This is a genomic window from Nonomuraea gerenzanensis (assembly GCF_020215645.1).
In the GTDB taxonomy this organism is placed as follows: Bacteria; Actinomycetota; Actinomycetes; order Streptosporangiales; family Streptosporangiaceae; genus Nonomuraea; species Nonomuraea gerenzanensis.
This window is the reverse complement of record NZ_CP084058.1, coordinates 2,634,455-2,655,874: the sequence shown is the minus strand read 5'-3', so window position 1 is coordinate 2,655,874 and position 21,420 is coordinate 2,634,455. Positions and strand designations below refer to the sequence as shown.

Here is a 21,420-nt window from a genome sequence, read left to right as displayed (position 1 = left end):
GTCAGTCGAGGTAGTCCCGCAACATCTGCGCGCGCGTCGGGTGGCGGAGCTTGGCCAGCGTCTTCGACTCGATCTGGCGAATGCGCTCGCGCGTGACGCCGAACTCCCTGCCCACCTCCTCCAGCGTGCGCGGGTGCCCGTCGGCCAGGCCGAAGCGGAGCTGGATGATGCGCTGCTCGCGGTCGGACAGGGTGGCCAGGATGTCGTCGAGCTGATCCTGCAGCATGATGAAGGCGGCTGCCTCCATGGGCACGACAGCGTCGGCGTCCTCGATGAAGTCTCCGAGGTCGGAGTCCTCCTCACCGATCGGCGACTGCAGCGACACGGGCTCCTGGGCGATGCGCTGGATCTCCACCACGCGATCGACCGGCAGGTCCATCTCCTTGGCGATCTCCTCCGGGATCGGCTCGCGGCCGAGGTCCTGGTGGAGCTGGCGCTGGACTCTGACGAGCTTGTTGATGGTCTCCACCATGTGGACCGGGATGCGGATCGTCCGCGCCTGGTCGGCGATGGCCCGGGTGATCGCCTGCCGGATCCACCAGGTCGCGTAGGTGGAGAACTTGTAGCCCTTCGTGTAGTCGAACTTCTCGACCGCCCGGATGAGCCCGAGGTTGCCCTCCTGGATCAGGTCCAGGAAGAGCATGCCGCGGCCCACGTACCGCTTGGCGATCGACACCACGAGCCTGAGGTTGGCTTCGATGAGCCGCTGTTTGGCCCGGGTGCCCTGCCAGACGAGCTCCCTGAACTCCGGGAAGGCCAGACGCGAGACCCCGTTGGCCAGCTTGTCCTCGGCGAACAGGCCGGCTTCGATCGACTTGGCGAGCTCCACCTCCTCCTCAGCGGTCAGCAAGGGCACGCGGCCGATCTCCCGCAGATAAATACGGACCAGATCGCTGGTCGGCGCCCGCTTGCCTACGTCTTCCTCATCGGCGCGGGTGGACTCCTCGTCGCCCTGGGGCTCGAGGACCTCCACGCCGTTCTCGGCGAGCATGCGTACGACGCGTTCCAGCGCGTCGGACGGCAACTCGGATCGGTCAAGCGCGGCTGCGACGTCATCGACGGTTACGCTCCCGCGCTCCCTTCCCTTCGCGACGAGGTCCGCCACCTGATCTACGGATGGCGGTCCACTTGGCAGCACCGATGCACCCACGGGAGACAGTCTGCAGTATTGGTTCCATCAAATGGCAGACCCATTTTTGTCACCGAAGGTAAGACGACCGTCTTTGCCGAATTGAGATCACCAAAAGGTTTAGCCTTAGTTTGATCAGGATAGTAAAGCCAATTACGCGATCTGGATTCCCGCGTCCGGCGGCGCCGATGAGCCGGACGCAACTTTCTCGCTGCCCCGAAGCCGTTGTCCGCGCTCTTTGTCGCATCGTGGACCGCGCCAAATTCCCTGGTCAACCACCCTGGTTTGACGCTTGCGATAGCCGCCGAACTGTTACCAAAGGGAGAGGATCAAGGCCGTGCCGGGCCCCGCGCGGGCGGGCCGCGCGCATGGCTCCGACCTTGACGATCTTGCCCCGGCCACCCGCTCCGCCGCCTTCCCGGCCCGCTCGTGCGCCCGGCACGTCGATCACGCTCCGTGACGGCACAACACAAGCCCTTTATGCAGGGCTTATACCTATTTCATTCCTTTGTGGAAAATACCGGCGAGTTCAGCTACCGCCGGCGACCCGGTTGCGCAGGACCCGGCGCTGCTGCTCCAGCGCCACCAGCTCCCCGAACAGCTTGTTGTACTCCTGCTGCTGCTCCACCGGGTTGAGCCGCTGGATCCGCGACTTGACCTGCGCGATCGCCCGATCGAGCGGCATCGCCTCGGCGGCGGTCAGGATGTCGCCCGCGTACCGTTCCTCGGCGTGCGCGTCGACCTGGATGGCCTCCACCGCGAAGCGGGTCACCAGCGCCCGCGCGCCCTCCTCGTGGGCGTGCTGCACCAGCCGGTCCACCCACTCCCGCCCGCCGCCGCCCGCCTGGGCGACGCCGCCGGCGGCGACGATGACCCGGTGCAGCAGCAGGTGGTCGGGGACGGTGAACGCCTGCGGGTCGAGCGCGTCGAAGCGGGGCCCGAGCAGGGCCGGGCGCTGCACGGCCAGCTTGAGCAGCTCGCGCTCCACACGCACGCTGGGATCGACGGGGGCCGCCTTGGGCATGCGCTGCCTGCCGCCCTGCTGGGCGCCGCCCACGTCGGCGATGCGCTGCATGACGAACCGCTCGTCCATGAAACCCAGCCACCGGTCGAGGTCGATGGCGTAGCGCTTGCGCAGACCGGCGTCCTTGATGCCGGCCACGATCGGCGCCGCGGCGTCGAGCGCGGCGATCTTGCCTTCGTTGCTGCGCAGGTCGTAGCGGGAGATCGTGCTCCTGATCGCGAACTGGAACAGCGGCTCGCGGCTGGCGATCAGGTCGCGCACGGCGGCGTCGCCCTGCTTGATCCGCAGGTCGCACGGGTCGAGCCCGTCGCTCTGCACCGCCACGTAGGTCTGCGTGACGAACTTCTGCTCGTCGGCGAACGCCCGCAGCGCCGCCTTCTGCCCGGCCGCGTCGCCGTCGAAGGTGAAGATCACCTCGCCCCTGAACTCGGCCTGGTCGAGCAGGAACCGGCGCAGGATCTTGATGTGCTCCTCGCCGAACGAGGTGCCGCAGGTGGCCACGGCGGTCGGCACCCCGGCCAGATGGCAGGCCATCACATCGGTGTATCCCTCGACGATCACGGCCTGCGCGCGCTTGGAGATCTCGCGTTTCGCGAGATCGATCCCGTAGAGGACCTGGCTCTTCTTGTAAAGCGGCGTGTCAGGTGTATTCAGGTATTTCGGCCCGTCATCGGAATCGAGCAGCTTCCGTGCGCCAAAACCGATCACATCGCCCGTGGCGTCCCGGATCGGCCAGATCAGCCGGCCACGGAAGCGGTCGATCGGCCCCCGCCGGCCCTCCTTGGCCAGCCCGCCCTTCACCAGCTCCTCCGCGGTGAACCCGCGGCCCATCAGGTGGCGGCTCAGCGCCTCCCACTCGTTGGGCGCGTAGCCCACCCCGAACGTCTCGGCGTCTGCCCGCTCGAACCCGCGCTCCGACAGGAACCGCCGCCCGGCGGACGCCTCGGGCGCCATCAGCTTGCCGGCGTAGAACTCGGCCGCCGCCCGGTGCGCCTCGATCAGCCTGGCCCGCTCGCCGTGGTCGCGCCGGGGCACGTAGCCGCCCTGCTCGTACTGGAGCTGGATGCCGGCCCGCTGCGCCAGCCGCTCGACGGCCTCGCTGAACGACAGGTGCTCGATCTTCTCGACGAACGTGATCACGTCGCCGCCCTCGGAGCAGCCGAAGCAGAAGTACATGCCACGCTCGGGCGTGACGTTGAACGACGGGGACTTCTCATCGTGGAAGGGGCACAACCCCTTGAGGTTGCCACCTCCCGCGTTGCGCAACTGGATGTGCTCGCCGATCACGTCGGCGATGGGGGAACGCTCGCGTACGAGTGCGATGTCGACATCACGGATCCGGCCAGCCACGCCGGGAAGTCTATGCCGCCCCACCGACGGTTCTGCGCCGCCCGGGTGTCCCGGGGCGGTGCGGCGGGGAGGAAGCCGAAGGTTACCTCGCGGCTGCTAAAGGGGGAAACCGGTGATGCGCGGTCCCCGGGTCGGCTACAAAGGTAAAGGTTGTCGGTGGAAACGGTGACACGGGTGGAGATCATGCGATCGGGGCTTGTCGGACGATGGGTGGCCGTCACGGGCGCCGTGCTGTTGACCGGTGCCTGCACCCAGGCCACGGGGCTGGCGGGTGTCGGCGCCACGTCGCCCTCCACCGCCCCGGTGACCGGCACCCCGGCGGTGACGGCCACCGTTCCCACCCCGAGCCACCTGGCGGCCGAGCAGCCGCCCGAGGGCGGCGAGCCGGTCGAGGTGCCGCCGCCGAAGCTGTCGAAGTACACCTACACCTTCCCGGTGAAGGGCTGTAAGACGACGTACCAGCGCAAGCTGCTCGTGCTGCCCAAGACGACGATCTGGGCGCCGCAGGGCTGCGCGTTCGTGGCGCCCGTCGGCGGCGTGGTGGACGAGGTGAACCTGCAGGACCGGTGGTCGCCCTCCACCGACGCGGGCTCCACCCGCGAGGGCAGGTTCGTCACGATCATCGGTGACGACGGCGTGCGTTACCTCGGCGGGCACCTGGAGTCGGTGGCCGACGGGATCAAGCCGGGCGCGCGGGTCAAGGGCGGTCAGCTGCTCGGCCGGGTGGGCCGCACGGGCAACGCCCGCGACACCGGGCCTAACCTGTACTTCGCCATCTCGTGGAAGACCGGCCCGGCCTTCTGGTGGGTGCGCAGGGGCATGGTCAAGCCGTGGGACTACCTCGATGCCTGGCAGGAGGGCAACCGTACGCTGTCGCCCCGCGAGGAGACGCTGAAGCTGCGCGGCAAGCTGGGCGAGACGCCGCAGTGCACCGTGCAGTGCGCGTCCAGGCAGCAGCCGGTGCAGCAGCCGGAGCCGAGCAAGACGCCGCGGCCCAAGAAGACCTCGAGCAACGACGATGACGACGAGGTCATCATCGTCAACCCGACGACAGCTCCTTTGGGTGGACGGTGACGCCGGACCTGATCAGCTCCTGGATGTCGTCCACGACGTCCCAGACGTTGACGTTCATGCCGGCGATCACGCGGCGGTCGCGCAGCCAGTAGGCGATGAACTCCATCGTCTCGGGGTCGCCGCGGTAGACGATCTCGTCGTGGCCCTCGATGTCGCCGGAGAACTCCATGCCCAGGTCGTACTGGTCGGTGTAGAAGTACGGGAGCCGGTCGTGCACGACCTCCTGGCCGAGCATGGATCTCGCGGCGACCGGGCCGCCGTGCAGGGCGTTGGCCCAGTGCTCGACGCGGATGTGGCGGCCGTACAGGGGGTGGAGGAACTCCGCCACGTCGCCCGCCGCGTACACGTCGGGGTGCGAGGTGCGCAGGGAGGCGTCGGTGAGGATGCCCTGGCCGACGTCGAGGCCCGCGTCCCTGGCCAGGCCGACCTCGGGCGCGGCGCCGATGCCGACCACGACGAGGTCGGCGGTGAGCCGCTCGCCGGAGCTCAGGCGCGCGCCGGTCTCGGTGATCTCCGCGGCGGCCGTGCCGAAGCGCAGGTCCACCCCCTTGCTCGCGTGCAGGCGGGCGAACAGCTCGCCGAGCTCGGGGCCGAGCGCCCGGTTGAGCGCGGTGGGCTCGGGCTCCACGACGGTGACCTGGCAGCCGGCCGCGCGGGCCGCCGCCGCGGTCTCCAGGCCGATCCAGGAGGCGCCGACGATCAGCACGCTCACGCCGTCGCCGAACCGGCGCCTGAGCGCCTCGCTGTCCTCCACCGTCCGCAGGTAGTGGGCGTGCCCAGGCAGGCGCCTGGGCACGGCACCGGTCGCGACGAGCAGCTTGTCGTACGGCTGGCGCGACCCGTCGCCCAGCCTGACCAGGTGATGGGCCGGCTCGATGCGGGTGACCTTGGTGCCCAGGCGCAGGTCCACATCGTTGTCCGCGTACCAGCCCGGCTCGTGGACGAAGATCTTCTCCCGTTCGCCCTTGCCCTGCAGGTACTCCTTGGACAGCGGCGGTCTCTCGTAGGGCCGTTCGCTCTCCGCGCCGATCAGCACGATCTCGCCGTCGAATCCCTCCTCGCGCAGTGTCTGCGCTGCCTTCGCCCCGGCCAGTCCGGCGCCAACGATCACATATGTGGCCATGGGCGCAGTATGCGCCCGCGGGGGTCATCGGGAAAGCCGGTTGTGCCAGGCGACCTGGCTCGTTGACGAACTCTTGATCAGCGAGAGAGCCTGCGGTGCCAGGCGACCGCCGAGGTGTCGGTGAGCGAGGCGATCTGGTCGATCACCACGCGGACGCGGGCGGCGTCGTTCGCGGCCTCCAGGAACGCGGGCCTGAAGGCGGGCTCCAGGGTGGCCGGCGCGCCGAGCGTGATCAGCGAGGCCAGCTCGGTGATGAGGTCGCGCTGCCTGGCCTGGTTGGCGTGGTGGTCGGCGGTGGTCATCACGTAGTGCGCGGTGACGCCCTTGAGCAGCGCGCACTCCAGCCTGGTCGCGTGCGGCACGACGAGGTCGGCGCGGTGGCGCGAGCCGTACACCTCCTTGGTGGCGGCCTGCGCGGAGCGGCAGAAGCGGCCGATCAGGCCGCTGGTGAGCGCCTTGAGGCCCGCCAGGTCGGCCATGGTGGCCTCGAAGCGGCGCGGCCACAGCGGGTCGGCGATCAGCTTGGCGAAGACCTCCTCCAGCTCGTCGAGGTCGGCGCCGGGGGCGTACCAGGTGTGGGTGATCCGGCACACCTGGGCGCGCTCCTCCGCCGACTGGAGCGCCTCGGGGGTGACGTGGCCGGAGTGCAGGGCGTCCTCCAGGTCGTGCACGGAGTAGGCGACGTCGTCGGCCCAGTCCATGATCTGCGCCTCGAAGCTCACCCGTCCCTCCGGGGCGCCCTCCCTGATCCACTCGAAGACCGGCAGGTCGTCGTCGTACACGCCGAACTTGGGCGACCTGTCGCACGTCCACGGGTACTTGATGGAGGCGTCGAGCGCGGCCCTGGTCAGGTTGAGCCCGGCGCTGCGGCCGTCCTCGGTGAGGACCTTGGCCTCCAGCCTGGTGAGCAGGCGCAGGCTCTGCGCGTTGCCCTCGAAGCCGCCGCACGAGGCCGACAGCGCGTTCAGCGCCACCTCGCCGTTGTGCCCGAACGGCGGATGCCCCAGGTCGTGGGCCAAGCAGGCGGTCTCCACCAGGTCGGGGTCCACGCCCAGGGTGGCGCCCATCTCCCTGCCCACCTGGGCGCACTCCAGGGAGTGGGTCAGGCGGGTGCGCGGGATGTGCTGCCCGCCGCCGAGCGTCTCTCCCGGGCCCACCACCTGCGTCTTGGCCGCCAGCCTGCGCAGGGCGGCGCTGTGCAGCACCCGGGCCCGGTCCCGCTCGAACGCGGCGCGTTCCGGATTGCCGGGAAGTTCCGGAACCCAACGCTCCTGGTCATGCTCGTCGTAGTACGGCATCAGTGAAGTGATTTTATCCAGTTTCAGGTCTCCGCTAGTGTCAAGCCTCGCGAGAAACCCTTCCCCGGGAGCCCTCCCCCATGACGACAGCGTTCCGAGCAGTGCTGGCCTTTACCCTGCTCGCCGGCTTCTACGTGCTCGTCGGCCTCATCCTGGCCGCCGCGGTCTTCTTCGACGTCCTGCTTCTCGTCGACTTCCACGTCAACACGGTCAAGTTCGCGATCGTGCTCAGCCTGGCGGCGGGCGCGCTCGTCCGCGCGCTGATCATGGTCAGCCGCCGCCGCGACGGCGAGCAGCCGGGGGTGCCGGTCGGGCGCGAGCACGAGCCGGTCCTGTGGCAGACGGTCGAGGAGCTCTCACAGCGCGTACGCACCGCGCCCCCGGACGAGATCCGCCTGGTCGCGGAGGTGAACGCGGCCGTGTCGGAGGACACCAAGCTCCTGGGGCTGCGGGCCACGCGGCGGCGCATGTTCATCGGGCTGCCGCTGCTGCAGACGCTCACCGTGGACGAGATGCGCGCCGTGCTCGGGCACGAGCTCGGCCACTACAGCGGCGCCCACACCCGCCTGGGCGCGCCGGTCTACCGCGGCCGGGTCTCGCTCATCGCCACCGTGCGCGGCCTGCACAACCACCCGTTCATCCAGCGCCTGTTCACCTGGTACGCCAAGCTCTATCTGCGGGTCTCGCAGGCCGTCTCGCGCCGCCAGGAGCTGGAGGCCGACCAGCTCGCGGTCGCGATCGGCGGCCGGCAGGCGATGGCGGGCGCGCTGCGCAAGATCCACGCCACCGCGACCGGCTGGGACCTGTACGTCAACACCTACCTGTCACTGACGGGTGCGGGAGGGGTGCGGCCCGCGTCGGTGTTCGGCGGCTTCCACGCGCTGATGAGCGACCCCGACCGCCAGGCCGAGATCGCCAAGCTGGGCGAGCAGCCGGAGGAGGTCTCCCCTTACGACTCGCACCCCGGCCTGACCGACCGCCTGGCCGCCATCGAGCACCTGCCGGAGCCGCAGCACGTGCCCGACCCGCGCTCGGCCCTGACGCTGCTCGTGGACCCGAACGTGGCCGTGCAGGCCGTGGAGCAGTCGATGTGGAGCTCCGAGGCCCTGGCGACGCTGCGGCCGGTGTCGTGGGAGGAGCTGATCTCGCACGGCATGTACGCCGGCCGCAACGCCGACGCCGTGCGCGACCTGGCGCTGGCCGGGCAGCAGGTGATGGGGGCGGCGCGGCCGTACCTGGACGCGGCGTTCGAGGCCATCGCGCGCGGGCGGCAGGCCGAGCTGGAGGCCAAGCTGCTGGAGCAGGGCTGGAACCCGTCGCCCACGCTGCTCGCCGGGGTGCTGGGGCAGGCGCTGGAGGCGGTGCTCATCCAGCTCGGCGAGGCCAAGTGGACGCTGTCGTGGTCGGGGCCCGCGCGGCTGCTGTTCGACGACGGGGAGGAGGTCGCCCTGTCGGAGTACGCGGCGCAGGTGGCCGCCAATCCGGCGGCGGTGGCGGGGCTGCGGCAGTGGCTGGGTGATCATGGGATGCGGCACGACTACGTGCCGCTGGAGGAGCCCAGCCCGGCCGCCCTGGGCTAGCGCCTCGCGCTCCGGCACGCCGTCGGCATGGAGGCCGGGCTCCGGCACGTCAGCTCAGCCCGCGCTCCAGCACGCCGCGGTGCCGGGCGACCCAGTCGTGGGCGGCGCGGACCTGCTCCACGACGCCGGCCGCGCGCAGCCTGACCGCGTGCGGCAGGCCGGCCCGCGCGTCCGCCTCGATCCCGCGCCGGCACCGGTCCTGCCACCACAACACGCCCGGCACCACTTCGCGACGCACCACCGCACCGCGCCCCGCCGCCTCGTAGCCGTCGCAGATCACCCGCACCCGCCGCGCCGCCTCCTCCGGATCGGCCCCCGGCGCCAGCCCCGCGTACTGCCAGCACACGTGCGCCACGTCGTGGACGCGCCTGCCGGGCCCCGCGATGTCCCAGTCGATGAACGCCACCGGCCGCAGCCCGGCGCCCCCGTCCCGATAGACGGTGTTCTTGGGTGACAGGTCGTTGTGGCAGACCACCTCACCGTCGCCCGCCAGCGCCGTGCCCGCCGTCAGGTCGTGGAACTCGCGGACGAGCCCGGCCACCCGCGCCAGGCTCTCGTCCGACGTGACGTCGTCCGGCTGCCCCTCCTCCCACGCCACGTGCCCCGCCACGAAGCAGAGGATCTCGCGCCCCTGCTCGTCGAGACCGAGCAGGCGCGGCGCACCCGCCCAGCCGTGCCGCTCGAACAGGCGCAGCAGGTGGTGCACGAACGCGGCCCGCGGACCGGGGACGCGCCGGACGGTGTCACCGACGCGGACGACGGCGTTCACGAAGCCGCCGGGAAGAGGGGTCTCCGACATGCGCTCCACCCTTCCACGCTTTGAGGCTTACGAGGCTCGTCACAAGGATTCTCCGGCGAAAGTCTCACTGGGTGGTGCAGTGAGACGATTGAGGGGACAGAAAGGGGAACCGAAGTGACACAGGACGACATCATCACGTTCGTGAGCGGCCTGCCGGGGACCGTCACGTTCACCGCCGGGCCGGAGATCGGGGCGCCGGAGATGGCATGGGGTGACACGTTCTTCTACTACGAGCCGGAGGGTCTCGACCGGCCGCCGGCCGACGGGCGCCTGCCGTACGCGACGATCGTCACGAAGAACTACGAGGGCTTCGACACCGCCTCCGCCCTCGACCGGCCCGGCGTCTTCCGGCTGAACGCGGCGGTCGGGCGCGTCGCGTTCGAGCGCATCATCGGCTACTCGCCCGCCGCGCACGCCGAGCACCACGCCGGCCTCGACTACACGGTGCTCGACCAGGTGATCCCGCACCCGCTGTACGCCGCCCAGTCGTGGGTCTGCGTCCTGAACCCCCAGGACGAGGAGCGGACGCGGGCGATCCTGACCGACGCGCACGCCCGCGCGGCCCAGCGGCACCGCCCGGCCTCGCGCCACCAGGCCGGGTGACCGCCGCGCGGCGAGCCTGACGGCGCTCGCGAGCAGTACCCCGCCGGCCATGCGAAAACGGCGACTTTCCAGTACGGCCTTGCCACACTACTGCTCGCGATCGTACGGTCACCCTTAGCATTCGTCGGCCGAAGGAGGCGCTGTGAGCAGGCATGACGGCGGACCCCAGCGAAGCTCGACGATGCTGCCCCATCTGGCCTGGAGGGTGGAGGCGATGATCGCGGGCATCGCCGAGCGGCGCCCGCCCGTCACCGGCCCGATCGCACAGGCGCTGCGCAAGGTGCCGCGCCACTGGTTCGTGCCCTCCCTGGGCCTGGTGCTCGACGACGACGGGGTGGCCACGCCCATCGACCGCGACTGCGACCCGACCGCGTGGTGGGACGCCGTCTACTCCGACCGGCCGATCGCCACGCCCCTGGGCAGCGGCGCCGCCGCCTACACCTGCGTCAACCCCTCCCCCGGCTCCGTCGCCGACCTGCTGGAGCTGCTCGACCCGCATCCCGGGCAGCGGGTGCTGGAGATCGGGACGGGCAGCGGGTGGATCACGGCGCTGCTGTGCCGCCTGACGGGCGAGTCGGGGCGGGTGACGTCGGTCGAGCAGGACGCCGGGGTGGCGGACGCGGCCCGCCGCAACCTGATCGCCGCCGGGGCCCGCCCGCACCTCGTGGTCACCGGCGACTGCGCGGGCGGCTGCCCCGAGCGGGGACCGTACGACCGGGTGCTCGCGCCCGGCACCGCGCCCGAGTCGTGGGTCACGCAGGCCGCACCGGGCGCGGTGATCGTCGGCGGCGACGACCGGGCGGCGCGGCTGGTGGTGGCGGCAGGCCACCTGAGATAAGGATCGCGCATTAGCTAGGACTCCCTGATTATTGCTTTCCTGTCACGCCTTTCACATGCAGACTCTCCTCGACCTCTTGACTTCATTCACATGGACTCCATGATTAGTCGCAAGTCCGACACTCCCCGCCGGCCTTGCCTAGGAGCCCCATGCGCAAGCTCGTACGCAGCCTCACCCTCTTCGCCTTCCTCTGCGCCTCGATCATCGTCGCGCCGTCGGCGGCCCTGGCCGCCATCACCGGCCAGTCGGCCACGAACACCGCCACCACCGTGACCTACCAGTTCACCTACACCGGCAGCCCCGCCTACGCCCGCGTCCACCTCGACACCGACCGCAGCGCCGCGACCGGCTTCGCCCAGGGCGGCGTGGGCGCCGACTTCTTACTGGAGAACGCCGTCCTCTACCGCCACAACGGCGGCGGCTGGAGCTGGACGCAGGTGGGCCCGGTGACGTACTCCGCCTCAGGCGGCACCGCCAGGTGGACGGTCGCGCGCTCGGCCATCGGCGAGAGCGCCACGCCGAACGACGCCGACCTCGTCTTCCAGGTCGAGTCCCCGCTGGAGACCTCGGCCGGGTACACGCACGTCTACTCCGGCGGCGCAGGCGGCGGCTCCGTCACCTACACCCCCACGACCGCCGACTTCGCCAACCCCGAGCGCGGCCTCTACCACCACACCGGCGACTGCGACAAGAACGACTTCTCCCTGGCCACCCTGCAGAGCTACCGCACGAGCCAGCACATCTCGCTGGTGATGTGCGTGTTCTACCTCGCCGAGTTCAAGACCGCCGCGATCAGCCAGGCCGCGCTGGACCAGCTCCAGCAGCAGCTCGACACCGTACGCGCGGCGGGGCTGAAGATGGTGCTGCGCTTGGCCTACACCACCTCCACGGACGGCGCCGACGCCGCCAAGGACCGCGTGCTGGCCCACCTCGACCAGCTCAAGCCCTACCTGACCGCCAACCAGGACGTCATCTACCTCATGCAGGCCGGCTTCATCGGGGCGTGGGGCGAGTGGTACTACACCCAGAACTTCGGCAACGCCGGCACCGTCACCGCCGCGGACTGGGCCAACCGCAAGGCCGTGGTGGACAAGCTGCTCGGCGTCCTGCCCTCGACGCGGATGGTGCAGCTGCGCACACCGAAGTTCAAGCGCACGATGTACACCACCACGCCGGTCACCTCCGGTCAGGCGTACGGCGGCTCGGCGGTCGCGCGGCTGGGCCACCACAACGACTGCTTCCTGGCCAGCCCGGACGACTACGGCACCTACGAGAACGCGGCCGTCGAGTACCCCTACCTGGAGGCCGAGACCAGGTACGTGGCCATGGGCGGGGAGACCTGCAACCCCAACCCGCCGCGCTCCGACTGCCCGACCGCCGAGGACGAGCTGTCCCGCTTCCACTGGTCGTACCTGAACACCGACTACCACACCGGCGTGCTGGCGAGCTGGAGCACCGGCGGCTGCCTCGCGGAGATCACCCGCAGCCTCGGCTACCGCTTCGCCCTGCAGAGCGGCACCTACCCGAGCACGGCCACCCGCGGCGGCGGCCTGCCGGTCACCATCACGCTCAGGAACGACGGCTACGCCGCCCCCGTCAACCCGCGCGGCCTGGAGCTGCTCCTGCGCAACACCTCGACCGGCGCCGTGCACCGCCTCCCGCTGTCCGCCGACCCCCGCAGGTGGGCGGCCGGGGCCACCAGCACGATCACCCAGACCGTCACCCTGCCCGCCGCCATCCCCGCCGGCAGCTACGCGCTCCTGCTCAACCTGCCCGACCCGCTGCTGCCGGCGCGTCCCGAGTACGCGATCCGGCTCGCCAACGAGGGCACCTGGGAGCCGGCGACCGGCTTCAACGACCTCCAGCACACCGTCACCGTGAGCTGACCCGCCCGCCGTCACCCATGAGCCCGCCGCCCCTGCCTCGCAGGGACGGCGGGCCGGTTGACCTCAAGTTAGGTTGAGTTCCTAGGGTCGTCTTCGTCGCCTGACGCGCAACGACCTGAGGAGCTGAACCATGACGACTTTGGTGACAGGCGCCACCGGGAACACCGGCCGGCACGTGGTGGCGGAGCTGGCCCGCCGCGGCGAGCACGTACGGGCGCTGACACGGAACCCGGCGGCCTGGGCAGGCAGGTTCCCGGCGGGGGTGGAGCTGGTGCCCGGCACCCACACGGCACCGGACGAGCTGGACGGCGCGTTCGACGGCGTCACCCGGTTGCACGTCACGGTGACGGCGGGGCTCGCCGACGTGGGCGCCGAGCTGGTACGGCGGGCGGTCGCGGCGGGCGTCCGGCGCATCACCGTGTTGTGGGGCGGCTGGGTGGGCCCGGTGGAGCAGGCGGTGGCGGACTCCGGGGTGGAGTGGACCCGCCTGGAGGCCCAGGAGTTCATGTCGAACACGCTCACCTGGGCCGACTCGATCCGGGCCGAGGGGGTGGTGCGGGAGCCGTACGACCTCCCCAGCGCGCTGGTGCACGAGGCCGACATCGCCGCCGTCGCGGCCGTCGCGCTGCTCGACGACGGCCATGCGGGGCACGCCTACAACCTCACCGGGCCCGAATCGCTGACCCCGAGCGAGCGGATCGCGATCCTGTCGCGGGCGATCCACCGTGACCTCGCCTTCGAGCCGATCACGCACGAGCAGGCGGTCGCCCGGCTGATGGCCACCGGGGTGTCCCAGGCGGACGCCGAGTACGTCATCGGCTGGTACGCCGATCCCGGCGCCGCCGCCACGACCGTGGACGACACCGTGGAGCGCGTGCTCGGCCGTCCGGCACGCACGTTCACGCAGTGGGTGGACGAGCACGCCGAACGGTTCCTCGCCCGGGGCTGACCGGGCGGCACCGGCGCGCGGGGCTTTCGTCCACAGCGGCGCGTCCGGGTGAGCACGGCGGGGCGGCGAGCCCCGACACTGAACCGAGATCTCCCCCTGCGATGATCACCCGGACCGCCGCCCCCCGTTCCCGAGGAGACGACCGCATGAGGCTCCGGGCACTCGCCCTGACCATCACGTCCGTGATCGCGATCGCCCCGCCGCCGGCGGCAGCGGAGGCCCGCCCCGATCCCGTCGCCGCACTGCGCCGCCGTGGGGCGCCCATGAAGCGGCGGGCCGGTTAAATCGTTTGACGGGGCACGCCGCTCCTCGACAGCATCTGCCTGGTGCACATCGAATTCTCACGTTTCTCCCCTGACCAGACCGAAGCGCTGGTCGACTTCCTGACCGGCGAGGAGTGGCCCTTCCACGCCGGCGTCCAGGAGGCGTCCGCGATCAGGAAGCGCGCCGCGGACGGGCTCTACGACGACGCGGAGAGCCGGACGTTCTGGCTGCTGGCGGACGGGGAGCGGGCCGGCCTGGTGCGGCTGCAGGATCTCGAGGACGGCACCCCCATGTTCGACCTGCGCATCCGGCAGGCGTGGCGAGGGCGCGGATTGGGCTCGGCGGCCGTCAAGTGGCTGACCACCTATCTCTTCACGGAATTCCCGGAGATCAGGCGCATCGAGGGCAATACGCGGCACGACAACCTCGCGATGCGCGCCGTCTTCCGTAACTGCGGGTATGTCAAGGAGTCGCATTACCGCGAGGCGTGGCCGGCACCGGACGGCACGGTGCACGACTCCACCGGGTACGCGATACTCCGGCGCGATTGGGAGTCGGGGACGGTGACGCTGCCGGATTGGCACGACGAGCGCTGAGTCAGGGGATCGCGCGGAAAATGAATGGCGCCACCAGCCCGAGCAGAGCCAGCGCCTCGGTGAGGACGAAGCCGAGCAGCATGTTCTGCCGGATCAGGCCGTAAGCCTCGGGCTGGCGGGCGATGGCCTGCACGCCGTTGCCGAAGATGATGCCGACACCGACGCCAGGGCCGATGGCGGCGAGGCCGTATCCGATGGCGGTGACATTGCCGGATACCGCAGCGAGAACGTCCACGAAGTTTCCTTCCGAGTGTCTGGTGCAGTGGATTGTCGCCGTCCCCTACATTCCGCCACATGAATGCGTCGGCGAGAAATGTCCGACCCCACGAAAACAACCGCGATCCGCTGTGGACAAAATGAATGGACAAATGCCTTCACAGTTGATCCACACCGCGTTGTGCACGACCGCCGACCGGGCGGCGGTAAGTAGCAGACGATTCAGCGCCGAGGCCCGCCATTGTGAGCACCGACATTTAGGGCTTCATCGAAACCCGTCATCCGCACGCCGACGAGGATTGGCACGAAGGCGAGGCCTGGCTGCTCGCCATGCCCCTCTACCCGCTCTATGACGACCAGGACTACGACGCGTTCGGCTGCCTTTTCGGCGTTCGCAACCGGCTCGGCTGGACCCCTGTCGCGGCCGGCCGCGGGCTGCCTGCCGACGCGTCGGAGCAGGTCCGCGCCGACCACGAGCGGCTCGCGCACCTCGACGGGGCCGTGCGCGGCTGCACCTGGGTCTCGTGGGCGGAGCTGCGCGACCTGGACATGACCGTGCGTCCCGCCGCCCGTGGCGTGCTCCGGATCCGGCCGGACCGGGACTCCTCGATCCACCAGCACCGGATCGACGACCAGTGGCCCGAGGAGGTCGTGCGCTCGTACGGCGTGCCGCCGATGGGCGACTCGCCCGTCGGGGCGCCGGCAGGCCGATGGCGGGCGCCCGGCGCGACACTCGAGTACGGCCCGCTGACCCGCTTGGACGTGCTGGGGCCTGGCACCGGGTGGGAGCACGTCTTCGAGGTGATGCGGGCACTGGCACGGCGGTTCGGGCCGGACGGCGTCCGGCTGGTCGTCTGGTTCGACTGACGGGCGGCCCGAGGCCCTTCGCTCTTCAGTCCATGTCGATGCCGCCGAGCAGGTGCAGCCCGGCCGCGTCATCGGTCATCCGCTGGACGAACTGCCTGCTCAGCGCCTGAGCACGCCCCATCCGGTGCACGGTCATGGGCCCGTGGTCACGGGCGGGCGGCCTGACGGCCGAGAAAATGGCGTGCAGCAGCAGCGGCGCCGTTGCGACAATCGGGCTCATGCGACCGCGGATCCTGTACGTCGAGCTCAAAACCGGCTACAACACCGACCAGGGCCCTGCCTGGATCAGCCGGGTGAGCTTCTCCAAGTCCGGCCGGACGATCTACTTCAAGGGCCGGACGCTGGCGCATCATCGCACCTTCGACGGCAACCACGTCGATGTGGAGACAGGAGAGGCGTTCTGGGTCTCCGGCCCCAAACGCGACCGCACCGACCGGCGCTACAGCAACCTGCCCGTCTCCGTGGACGACGAGGTGATGGAGGAGTACCAGGCGTTCCTCGCCGGAGAGCCTCTCATCCCCTCTCGCCACCGAAAGCGGGCATGAAGCCCGGGAGCCGCACTCCCGATCGTTCCGAGAGGATGAGACGCATGGTGTCCGTAGTCCAGAACGTCGCGATCGATTGCGCCGACGCCTACGAACTCGCCCGGTTCTGGAGCGAGGTGACCGGCTCTCCCCTGCACCCCGAGGATCGGCCCGGGGACGAGGAGACGCAGGTGTTGCTGCCGGAGGGGCCGGTGCTGCATTTCAACCAGGTGCCCGAGCCCAAGACCGGCAAGAACCGGCTCCATCTGTGCCTGCAGCCGGCGAGCTCGCGGGAGGAGGAGGTGGAGCGGTTGCTGGGGCTCGGCGCCACGATGGTCGTCGATCGGCGCAATGGCGATGGCACGGGGTGGGCTGTGCTTGCTGATCCTGAGGGTAATGAGTTCTGCGTGCTGCGCAGCTCGGCTGAGCGGGCTGCCACCACGGGGTGAAGGTCTCTTCTCGAGGGGGTCAAGCCTCGATGGGTGCGGCCGCCCTGGCGGCCAGTTCGATCTTCGCGCGGTAGGCCGCGCGGGCCTCCTCGTCGATCCGCTCCTCGTATTCGGGGCGCAACCCGGTCCGGCCGTCGAGGCCCTCGCGCAGGATGTCGGCGTGCCCGGCATGCCGGATGGTCTCGCCGAGGACATGGGGGCAGGGGCTCGGGGGACGGGCGGTCGAAGACCTCGCCGAAATACCGGGCCTCGACGTTGGCCACGTGCTTGACCAGGCCGAGGAGGTTGGTCCCCGTCGCCGTCAAAGGTCGGCGGGCATCGTATTCGGACAAGCCGTCGAGCTTCCAGAGCAGCGCCTCTCGGTCTCGCCGCAGTCTCCCGTGGGTCATTCTGGCCCAGCGGTGTCGGCGGCACAGGCATACGGCAGATCTGCGGTTCTCGGTCTCCCCGGGTGACGGCCGGGGGTGCGGGAGGGGGCTGGAAGGCCCCCTCGCCCGGGGCTCGTGGCGTAGCCGCGAGCCCCGATGGACACAGCCCGAGCCGAGGGCGACGACCTTTCGGGGCGGGCTCCCAACGGCCAGCCCCGTAACTGGGATGGGGGTGGGTGCCGGGAGGTCAGCGGGTGTCGGAGTCGGATTGGGTGAGGGCTGCTCGGCCTGCTTCCAGCCTGGCCACCGGGATGCGGAACGGTGAGCAGGAGACGTAGTCCAAGCCGACCTCGTGGCAGAAGTGCACCGAGTCGGGGTCGCCGCCGTGCTCGCCGCAGATGCCCAGGTGCAGGTCCGGCCTGGCGGCCCGGCCCTCTCTGACCGCGATCTCCATGAGCCGCCCGACGCCCTCCCTGTCGATGGTCTCGAACGGGGAGACGCCGAAGATGCCGAGGTCGAGGTAGCGGGAGAAGAAGGCCGCCTCGACGTCGTCGCGGGAGAAGCCCCACGCCATCTGGGTGAGGTCGTTGGTGCCGAAGGAGAAGAACTCGGCGGCCTCGGCGATCTGGCCGGCGGTGAGGGCCGCGCGGGGGACCTCGATCATGGTGCCGATCAGGGCCTCCACGCCGGCCTCCGCGAGGATCTTGACGGCCTCCTCGCGTACGGACTCCAGCTCCTGGACGGCCGCCACCAGCGGGATCATGATCTCCGGGCGGGCGCCGGGGACCTCGGCGGCAGCCTGGGCGATGGCGCGGACCTGCATGGCGAACAGGCCGGGGATGATCAGGCCGAGGCGGACGCCGCGCAGGCCGAGCATCGGGTTCTGCTCGTGCAGGCGCTTGACGGCCGTCAGGAGTTTGCGGTCCTTGTCCGTGGCCTGGCCCATGGCGGCCTTGACCGACAAATCCACGATGTCGGGCAGAAACTCGTGCAGGGGCGGGTCGATGAGCCGGATGGTGACGGGGGCGCCGTCCATGGCCTGGAAGATGCCGATGAAGTCGGACTTCTGGAGGGGCTCCAGGGCGTCCAGGGCCGCCCGGCGCTCGTCCTCCGTCGAGGCCAGGACGAGGTCCTCGACGAGCTGGCGGCGCTCGCCCAGGAACATGTGCTCCGTACGGCACAGCCCGATGCCCTGCGCGCCGAAGCGGCGGGCGCGGGCGGCGTCCTCTGGGGTGTCGGCGTTGGCGCGCACGCCGAGCCGGCGGGCGGCGTCCGCGTGGCGCATGAGCCGGTCCACGGCCTTGACCAGGTCGTCCTGCGGCTCGGCGGCGCCCTCGAAGTACTCGACCACGGCGGAGTCCACGACCGGCACCTCGCCGAGGAAGACCTCGCCGGTCGTGCCGTCGATGGAGACGACGTCGCCTTCGCGGACCGTCACGCCACCGGGGGCGACGAAGCGCCGCTCGGCCGTCAGGACCTCCAGCTCCTCGGCGCCGCACACGCACGTCTTGCCCATGCCGCGGGCGACCACGGCGGCGTGGCTGGTCTTGCCGCCGCGGCTGGTCAGGATGCCCTTGGCGGCGATCATGCCGGCCAGGTCGTCGGGGTTGGTCTCGCGGCGGACGAGGATGACGTGCTCGCCCTGCTCCGACAGCTCCACGGCGCGCTCGGAGGAGAAGACGACCTTGCCCACGGCGGCGCCCGGGGAGGCGTTCATGCCCCTGGCGATCCGCTTCTTCTGCGCGCCGGCGTCGAAGCGGGGGAACATGAGCTGGGCGAGCTGCTCGCCGGTGACCCGGGTGACGGCCTCGTCCATGGTGATCAGGCCCTGGTCGACGAGCTGGGTGGCGATGCAGAAGGCCGCCGCCGGCGTGCGCTTGCCGACGCGCGTCTGCAACATCCACAGCTTACCGCGCTCGATCGTGAACTCGATGTCGCACAGGTCCCGGTAGTGGTTCTCCAGGGTCTCCATGATGGCGACGAGCTGGTCGTAGGACGGCTTGTCGAGGTGCTCGAGGTCCTGCAGCGGGATGGTGTTGCGGATGCCGGCCACGACGTCCTCGCCCTGGGCGTTCTGCAGGTAGTCGCCGTAGATGCCCTGCTGCCCCGAGCCGGGGTCGCGGGTGAAGGCGACGCCGGTGCCCGAGTCGTTGCCGTAGTTGCCGAAGACCATGGCCATGATGTTCACGGCGGTGCCGAGGTCGGCGGGGATGCGTTCCTGGCGGCGGTAGAGGATGGCGCGCGGGGCGTTCCACGAGTCGAAGACGGCCATGACGGCCAGGCGCATCTGCTCGCGCGGGTCGGCGGGGAAGTCCTTGCCGGTCTGGTCGCGCACGATGCCCTTGTACGTCTCCACGAGCTGCTGCAGCTCGCCCGAGTCGAGATCGGTGTCCTGGCGGCGGCCCTTGAGGTCGTCGAGCGCCTGCTCGAACAGGTCGCCGTCGATGTCGAGCACGGTCTTGCCGAACATCTGGATGAGCCTGCGGTAGGAGTCCCAGGCGAACCGGTCGTTGCCGCCCGACTGCTTGGCCAGACCGTGCACCGACTCGTCGTTCAGCCCGATGTTGAGGACGGTCTCCATCATGCCCGGCATGGAGAACTTCGCCCCCGAGCGTACGCTCACGAGCAGCGGGTCGTCGGCCTGCCCGAGCTTTCTGCCCATCTTGGCTTCCAGGGCCTTCAGCTTCTCGGCGACCTGCTGGTCCAGCTCACTCGGTACGGAGCCTTCCGCCAGGTAGTGGCGGCACGCCTCGGTGGTGATCGTGAATCCATGCGGAACAGGCAGCCCGAGATTGGTCATTTCGGCGAGGTTCGCGCCCTTACCGCCAAGAAGATCCTTGAGATTCCTGTTGCCCTCGGTGAAGTCGTAAACGTACTTGGCCACCACAGCTCCTTCGAACGCCTCTGTCCCGGACTCTACCGGTGAAATTGATGATGAAACTGCACTCCTCTCACAAGTCGGCATTTATGCTGGTCAAGACCCCATGACAGGTCTAATCCAATTATACGACCATTGTGCCAAAAATTGGATTAGACCAATTGGTTTACACCAATTCTTGAGAAAGGCGGGCAGGAGGTGCAGAATCGGATCACCCCCAGCCAGGAGGCCCCCATGGCCGCTCCGACCAAGCCCAAGAGGCAGCCCAGAATCATCGTCGGCTCCGCCAAGGCCGCCGTCGGTTCCGCGATCTGGCTCGACGACCGGCTGCCGTTCGGGCGCTGGCTCCGGCCCCAGCTGCGCAAGCTCTTCCCCAGCCACTGGTCGTTCCTGCTGGGTGAGCTGGCGCTGTACTCGTTCGTGCTGCTCGTGCTCACCGGGACGTTCCTGACGCTGTTCTACAAGCCGAACCCGGACGTGGCGTTCGAGTCGGTGGTCGAGCTCAGCCTGGAGGTGCGCGGCGGGTTGCTGATGCGGCAGCTGCACCACTGGTCGGCGACGGTGTTCGTGCTGGCGATCGTGGCCCACATGTGCCGGGTCTTCTTCACCGGCGCGTTCAGGCGGCCCAGGGAGCTGACCTGGATGCTGGGCGTGCTGCTGTTCGCGCTGGCGCTGTTCGAGGCGTTCCTGGGGTTCACTCTGACCGCCGACCAGCTCGCGATGGCGGGGCTGCGGCAGGCGCAGGGGCTGCTGCTGTCGGTGCCGCTGGTGGGCACGTACCTGTCGGCGTTCGCGTTCGACGGCGAGTTCCCCGGCCAGGTGCTGCCGCGCCTGTTCGCCCTGCACGTGCTGCTGGTCCCCGGCATCCTGCTGGCCGTGGTGCCGCTGCACGGCCTCATCCTCACCTGGCGGCAGAAGCACACCGAGCGCCGCGCCACGGCCGCCGGTGAGCGGCAGGTCTCCGGAGGGCCGTTCTTCCCCTACTTCGCGGTAAAGAACGGCGCCACGGCGCTGTTCACGATCGGCTTCATCGCGTTGCTGGCCACGTTCGTGCGGGTCAATCCGGTCTGGGAGCACGGGGCGTACCGGCCGGGCGTCCACCCGCCGTCGGCGCAGCCGTTCTGGTACGCCGGGGTGCTCGACGGCGCGCAACGGCTGATGCCGGCGTGGGAGATCCCGGTCGGCGGGTTCGTGCTGCAGGTCGGGCTCTGGCTGCCGCCGCTGGTCCTGCTGGCCTTCTTCGGCGTGCTGTTCGCGTACCCGTTCCTCGAACGGCGCTTCACCGGCGACGGCGACGTCCACCACCTGCTCGACCGGCCGTCGCAGGCCCCGGTGCGCACGGCGCTGGGCGTCGCGGTGATCACGTTCTTCACCACGCTGTGGGCGGGCACGTGGGTGTCGGTGGCTCCGCCCGCGATGCACTCCGCGTCCGGGCTGCCGGCGCCGCCGCCCGCGCCGTCGGCCCTGCTCACCGTGCCGCCCGACACCTACGCGCTGGTCGTCGGCGGGCTGCGGGTGGCCGTCTTCGTGCTGCCCGTCGTGGCCTTCCTCCTCACGCGGGCCCTGTGCCGCAGGCGCTCGGCTTAGTCCTCCTCCTCACGCGGG

General features: G+C 70.2%; 20 protein-coding genes and 1 pseudogene. 12 read left to right on the top strand and 9 right to left on the bottom strand.

Features of this window, described 5'->3' with window-relative positions; genetic code table 11:
- Position 1: 1 nt before the first annotated feature.
- Both rpoD and dnaG read right to left on the bottom strand, forming a co-directional pair.
- Positions 2-1,150: an RNA polymerase sigma factor RpoD gene (gene rpoD, locus LCN96_RS12755; protein WP_397351884.1), complete on the bottom strand. Its 1,149-nt coding sequence runs from the start codon at positions 1,148-1,150 to the stop codon at positions 2-4.
- Between the two features lie 508 nt (positions 1,151-1,658).
- Positions 1,659-3,503, bottom strand: a complete 1,845-nt coding sequence (gene dnaG / locus LCN96_RS12750; protein ID WP_225272806.1) for a DNA primase — start codon at positions 3,501-3,503, stop codon at positions 1,659-1,661.
- 183 nt (positions 3,504-3,686) lie between these two features.
- Between dnaG and LCN96_RS12745 the strand changes: the two genes are divergently transcribed.
- A complete protein-coding gene (locus tag LCN96_RS12745; RefSeq protein WP_225272805.1) occupies positions 3,687-4,577 on the top strand; it encodes a M23 family metallopeptidase in 891 nt (296 codons plus the stop codon).
- Here LCN96_RS12745 and LCN96_RS12740 read toward each other — a convergent pair.
- Together LCN96_RS12740 and LCN96_RS12735 are read right to left on the bottom strand one after the other, a co-directional pair.
- Positions 4,543-5,700 carry an NAD(P)/FAD-dependent oxidoreductase gene (locus LCN96_RS12740; protein WP_225272804.1) on the bottom strand — a complete coding sequence of 386 codons (1,158 nt, stop codon included), beginning with the start codon at positions 5,698-5,700 and terminating at the stop codon, positions 4,543-4,545. The two genes, LCN96_RS12745 and LCN96_RS12740, sit on opposite strands and share 35 nt — an antisense overlap.
- A gap of 77 nt (positions 5,701-5,777) precedes the next feature.
- Positions 5,778-6,998: a deoxyguanosinetriphosphate triphosphohydrolase gene (locus tag LCN96_RS12735; protein ID WP_225272803.1), complete on the bottom strand. Its 1,221-nt coding sequence runs from the start codon at positions 6,996-6,998 to the stop codon at positions 5,778-5,780.
- An 80-nt stretch (positions 6,999-7,078) separates the two neighbouring features.
- On the opposite strand from LCN96_RS12735, the gene LCN96_RS12730 reads away from it, so the two are divergent.
- Complete coding sequence (locus LCN96_RS12730) at positions 7,079-8,578, top strand: M48 family metallopeptidase (protein WP_225272802.1); 1,500 nt, start codon at positions 7,079-7,081, stop codon at positions 8,576-8,578.
- Positions 8,579-8,627: 49 nt separating this feature from the next.
- Here LCN96_RS12730 and LCN96_RS12725 read toward each other — a convergent pair whose 3' ends face one another.
- Positions 8,628-9,377 carry a phosphotransferase gene (locus tag LCN96_RS12725; protein WP_225272801.1) on the bottom strand — a complete coding sequence of 250 codons (750 nt, stop codon included), beginning with the start codon at positions 9,375-9,377 and terminating at the stop codon, positions 8,628-8,630.
- A gap of 114 nt (positions 9,378-9,491) precedes the next feature.
- On the opposite strand from LCN96_RS12725, the gene LCN96_RS12720 reads away from it, so the two are divergent.
- The 6 genes from LCN96_RS12720 (at position 9,492) to LCN96_RS12695 (ending at position 14,513) form a co-directional block, all read left to right on the top strand.
- Positions 9,492-9,980: a DUF6194 family protein gene (locus tag LCN96_RS12720; protein WP_225272800.1), complete on the top strand. Its 489-nt coding sequence runs from the start codon at positions 9,492-9,494 to the stop codon at positions 9,978-9,980.
- A gap of 142 nt (positions 9,981-10,122) precedes the next feature.
- Complete coding sequence (locus tag LCN96_RS12715) at positions 10,123-10,818, top strand: protein-L-isoaspartate O-methyltransferase family protein (protein ID WP_225272799.1); 696 nt, start codon at positions 10,123-10,125, stop codon at positions 10,816-10,818.
- Between the two features lie 149 nt (positions 10,819-10,967).
- Complete coding sequence (locus LCN96_RS12710) at positions 10,968-12,704, top strand: DUF4832 domain-containing protein (protein ID WP_225272798.1); 1,737 nt, start codon at positions 10,968-10,970, stop codon at positions 12,702-12,704.
- A gap of 130 nt (positions 12,705-12,834) precedes the next feature.
- The gene (locus tag LCN96_RS12705; protein ID WP_225272797.1) at positions 12,835-13,653 is read left to right on the top strand and encodes an NmrA family NAD(P)-binding protein; all 819 of its coding nucleotides are present in this window, start codon (positions 12,835-12,837) and stop codon (positions 13,651-13,653) included.
- Positions 13,654-13,799: 146 nt separating this feature from the next.
- Positions 13,800-13,937, top strand: a complete 138-nt coding sequence (locus LCN96_RS12700) for a hypothetical protein (protein WP_225272796.1) — start codon at positions 13,800-13,802, stop codon at positions 13,935-13,937.
- 42 nt (positions 13,938-13,979) lie between these two features.
- The gene (locus LCN96_RS12695) at positions 13,980-14,513 is read left to right on the top strand and encodes a GNAT family N-acetyltransferase (protein ID WP_225272795.1); all 534 of its coding nucleotides are present in this window, start codon (positions 13,980-13,982) and stop codon (positions 14,511-14,513) included.
- A gap of 1 nt (position 14,514) precedes the next feature.
- Here the strand turns inward: LCN96_RS12695 and atpE are convergent, their stop codons facing one another.
- Positions 14,515-14,748: an ATP synthase F0 subunit C gene (atpE, locus tag LCN96_RS12690; protein ID WP_225272794.1), complete on the bottom strand. Its 234-nt coding sequence runs from the start codon at positions 14,746-14,748 to the stop codon at positions 14,515-14,517.
- A 311-nt stretch (positions 14,749-15,059) separates the two neighbouring features.
- Here atpE and LCN96_RS12685 point away from each other — a divergent pair, with 311 nt between their 5' ends.
- The gene (locus LCN96_RS12685) at positions 15,060-15,596 is read left to right on the top strand and encodes a hypothetical protein (protein WP_225272793.1); all 537 of its coding nucleotides are present in this window, start codon (positions 15,060-15,062) and stop codon (positions 15,594-15,596) included.
- Between the two features lie 25 nt (positions 15,597-15,621).
- Here the strand turns inward: LCN96_RS12685 and LCN96_RS12680 are convergent, their stop codons facing one another.
- The gene (locus LCN96_RS12680; protein WP_225272792.1) at positions 15,622-15,816 is read right to left on the bottom strand and encodes a hypothetical protein; all 195 of its coding nucleotides are present in this window, start codon (positions 15,814-15,816) and stop codon (positions 15,622-15,624) included.
- On the opposite strand from LCN96_RS12680, the gene LCN96_RS12675 reads away from it, so the two are divergent.
- Entirely contained in the window at positions 15,815-16,141 is a 327-nt protein-coding gene (locus tag LCN96_RS12675) for a hypothetical protein (protein WP_225272791.1), read from the top strand. The two genes, LCN96_RS12680 and LCN96_RS12675, sit on opposite strands and share 2 nt — an antisense overlap.
- Positions 16,142-16,185: 44 nt before the next feature.
- On the top strand, positions 16,186-16,569 hold the full coding sequence (locus LCN96_RS12670; RefSeq protein ID WP_225272790.1) for a VOC family protein: 384 nt from the start codon (positions 16,186-16,188) through the stop codon (positions 16,567-16,569).
- A gap of 208 nt (positions 16,570-16,777) precedes the next feature.
- Here the strand turns inward: LCN96_RS12670 and LCN96_RS12660 are convergent.
- Together LCN96_RS12660 and ppdK are read right to left on the bottom strand one after the other, a co-directional pair.
- Positions 16,778-16,958 (bottom strand): annotated as a pseudogene (locus LCN96_RS12660) (mycothiol transferase); the annotation flags it as partial.
- A 226-nt stretch (positions 16,959-17,184) separates the two neighbouring features.
- Complete coding sequence (gene ppdK, locus LCN96_RS12655; RefSeq protein WP_225272789.1) at positions 17,185-19,821, bottom strand: pyruvate, phosphate dikinase; 2,637 nt, start codon at positions 19,819-19,821, stop codon at positions 17,185-17,187.
- A gap of 228 nt (positions 19,822-20,049) precedes the next feature.
- Here ppdK and LCN96_RS12650 point away from each other — a divergent pair, with 228 nt between their 5' ends.
- On the top strand, positions 20,050-21,402 hold the full coding sequence (locus LCN96_RS12650) for a cytochrome b (RefSeq protein WP_225272788.1): 1,353 nt from the start codon (positions 20,050-20,052) through the stop codon (positions 21,400-21,402).
- The last annotated feature ends 18 nt before the right edge of the window (positions 21,403-21,420 follow it).

What these genes read in the sequence shown, in the direction of transcription:
- LCN96_RS12745 (WP_225272805.1), top strand. Translation starts at nt 3,687, where the DNA reads ATGCGATCGGGGCTTGTCGGACGATGGGTGGCCGTCACGGGCGCCGTG.
- LCN96_RS12740 (WP_225272804.1), bottom strand. Translation starts at nt 5,700, where the DNA reads ATGGCCACATATGTGATCGTTGGCGCCGGACTGGCCGGGGCGAAGGCA.
- LCN96_RS12735 (WP_225272803.1), bottom strand. Translation starts at nt 6,998, where the DNA reads ATGCCGTACTACGACGAGCATGACCAGGAGCGTTGGGTTCCGGAACTT.
- LCN96_RS12730 (WP_225272802.1), top strand. Translation starts at nt 7,079, where the DNA reads ATGACGACAGCGTTCCGAGCAGTGCTGGCCTTTACCCTGCTCGCCGGC.
- LCN96_RS12725 (WP_225272801.1), bottom strand. Translation starts at nt 9,377, where the DNA reads ATGTCGGAGACCCCTCTTCCCGGCGGCTTCGTGAACGCCGTCGTCCGC.
- LCN96_RS12710 (WP_225272798.1), top strand. Translation starts at nt 10,968, where the DNA reads ATGCGCAAGCTCGTACGCAGCCTCACCCTCTTCGCCTTCCTCTGCGCC.
- LCN96_RS12705 (WP_225272797.1), top strand. Translation starts at nt 12,835, where the DNA reads ATGACGACTTTGGTGACAGGCGCCACCGGGAACACCGGCCGGCACGTG.
- LCN96_RS12700 (WP_225272796.1), top strand. Translation starts at nt 13,800, where the DNA reads ATGAGGCTCCGGGCACTCGCCCTGACCATCACGTCCGTGATCGCGATC.
- LCN96_RS12685 (WP_225272793.1), top strand. Translation starts at nt 15,060, where the DNA reads ATGCCCCTCTACCCGCTCTATGACGACCAGGACTACGACGCGTTCGGC.
- LCN96_RS12675 (WP_225272791.1), top strand. Translation starts at nt 15,815, where the DNA reads ATGCGACCGCGGATCCTGTACGTCGAGCTCAAAACCGGCTACAACACC.
- LCN96_RS12680 (WP_225272792.1), bottom strand. Translation starts at nt 15,816, where the DNA reads ATGAGCCCGATTGTCGCAACGGCGCCGCTGCTGCTGCACGCCATTTTC.
- LCN96_RS12670 (WP_225272790.1), top strand. Translation starts at nt 16,186, where the DNA reads ATGGTGTCCGTAGTCCAGAACGTCGCGATCGATTGCGCCGACGCCTAC.
- LCN96_RS12650 (WP_225272788.1), top strand. Translation starts at nt 20,050, where the DNA reads ATGGCCGCTCCGACCAAGCCCAAGAGGCAGCCCAGAATCATCGTCGGC.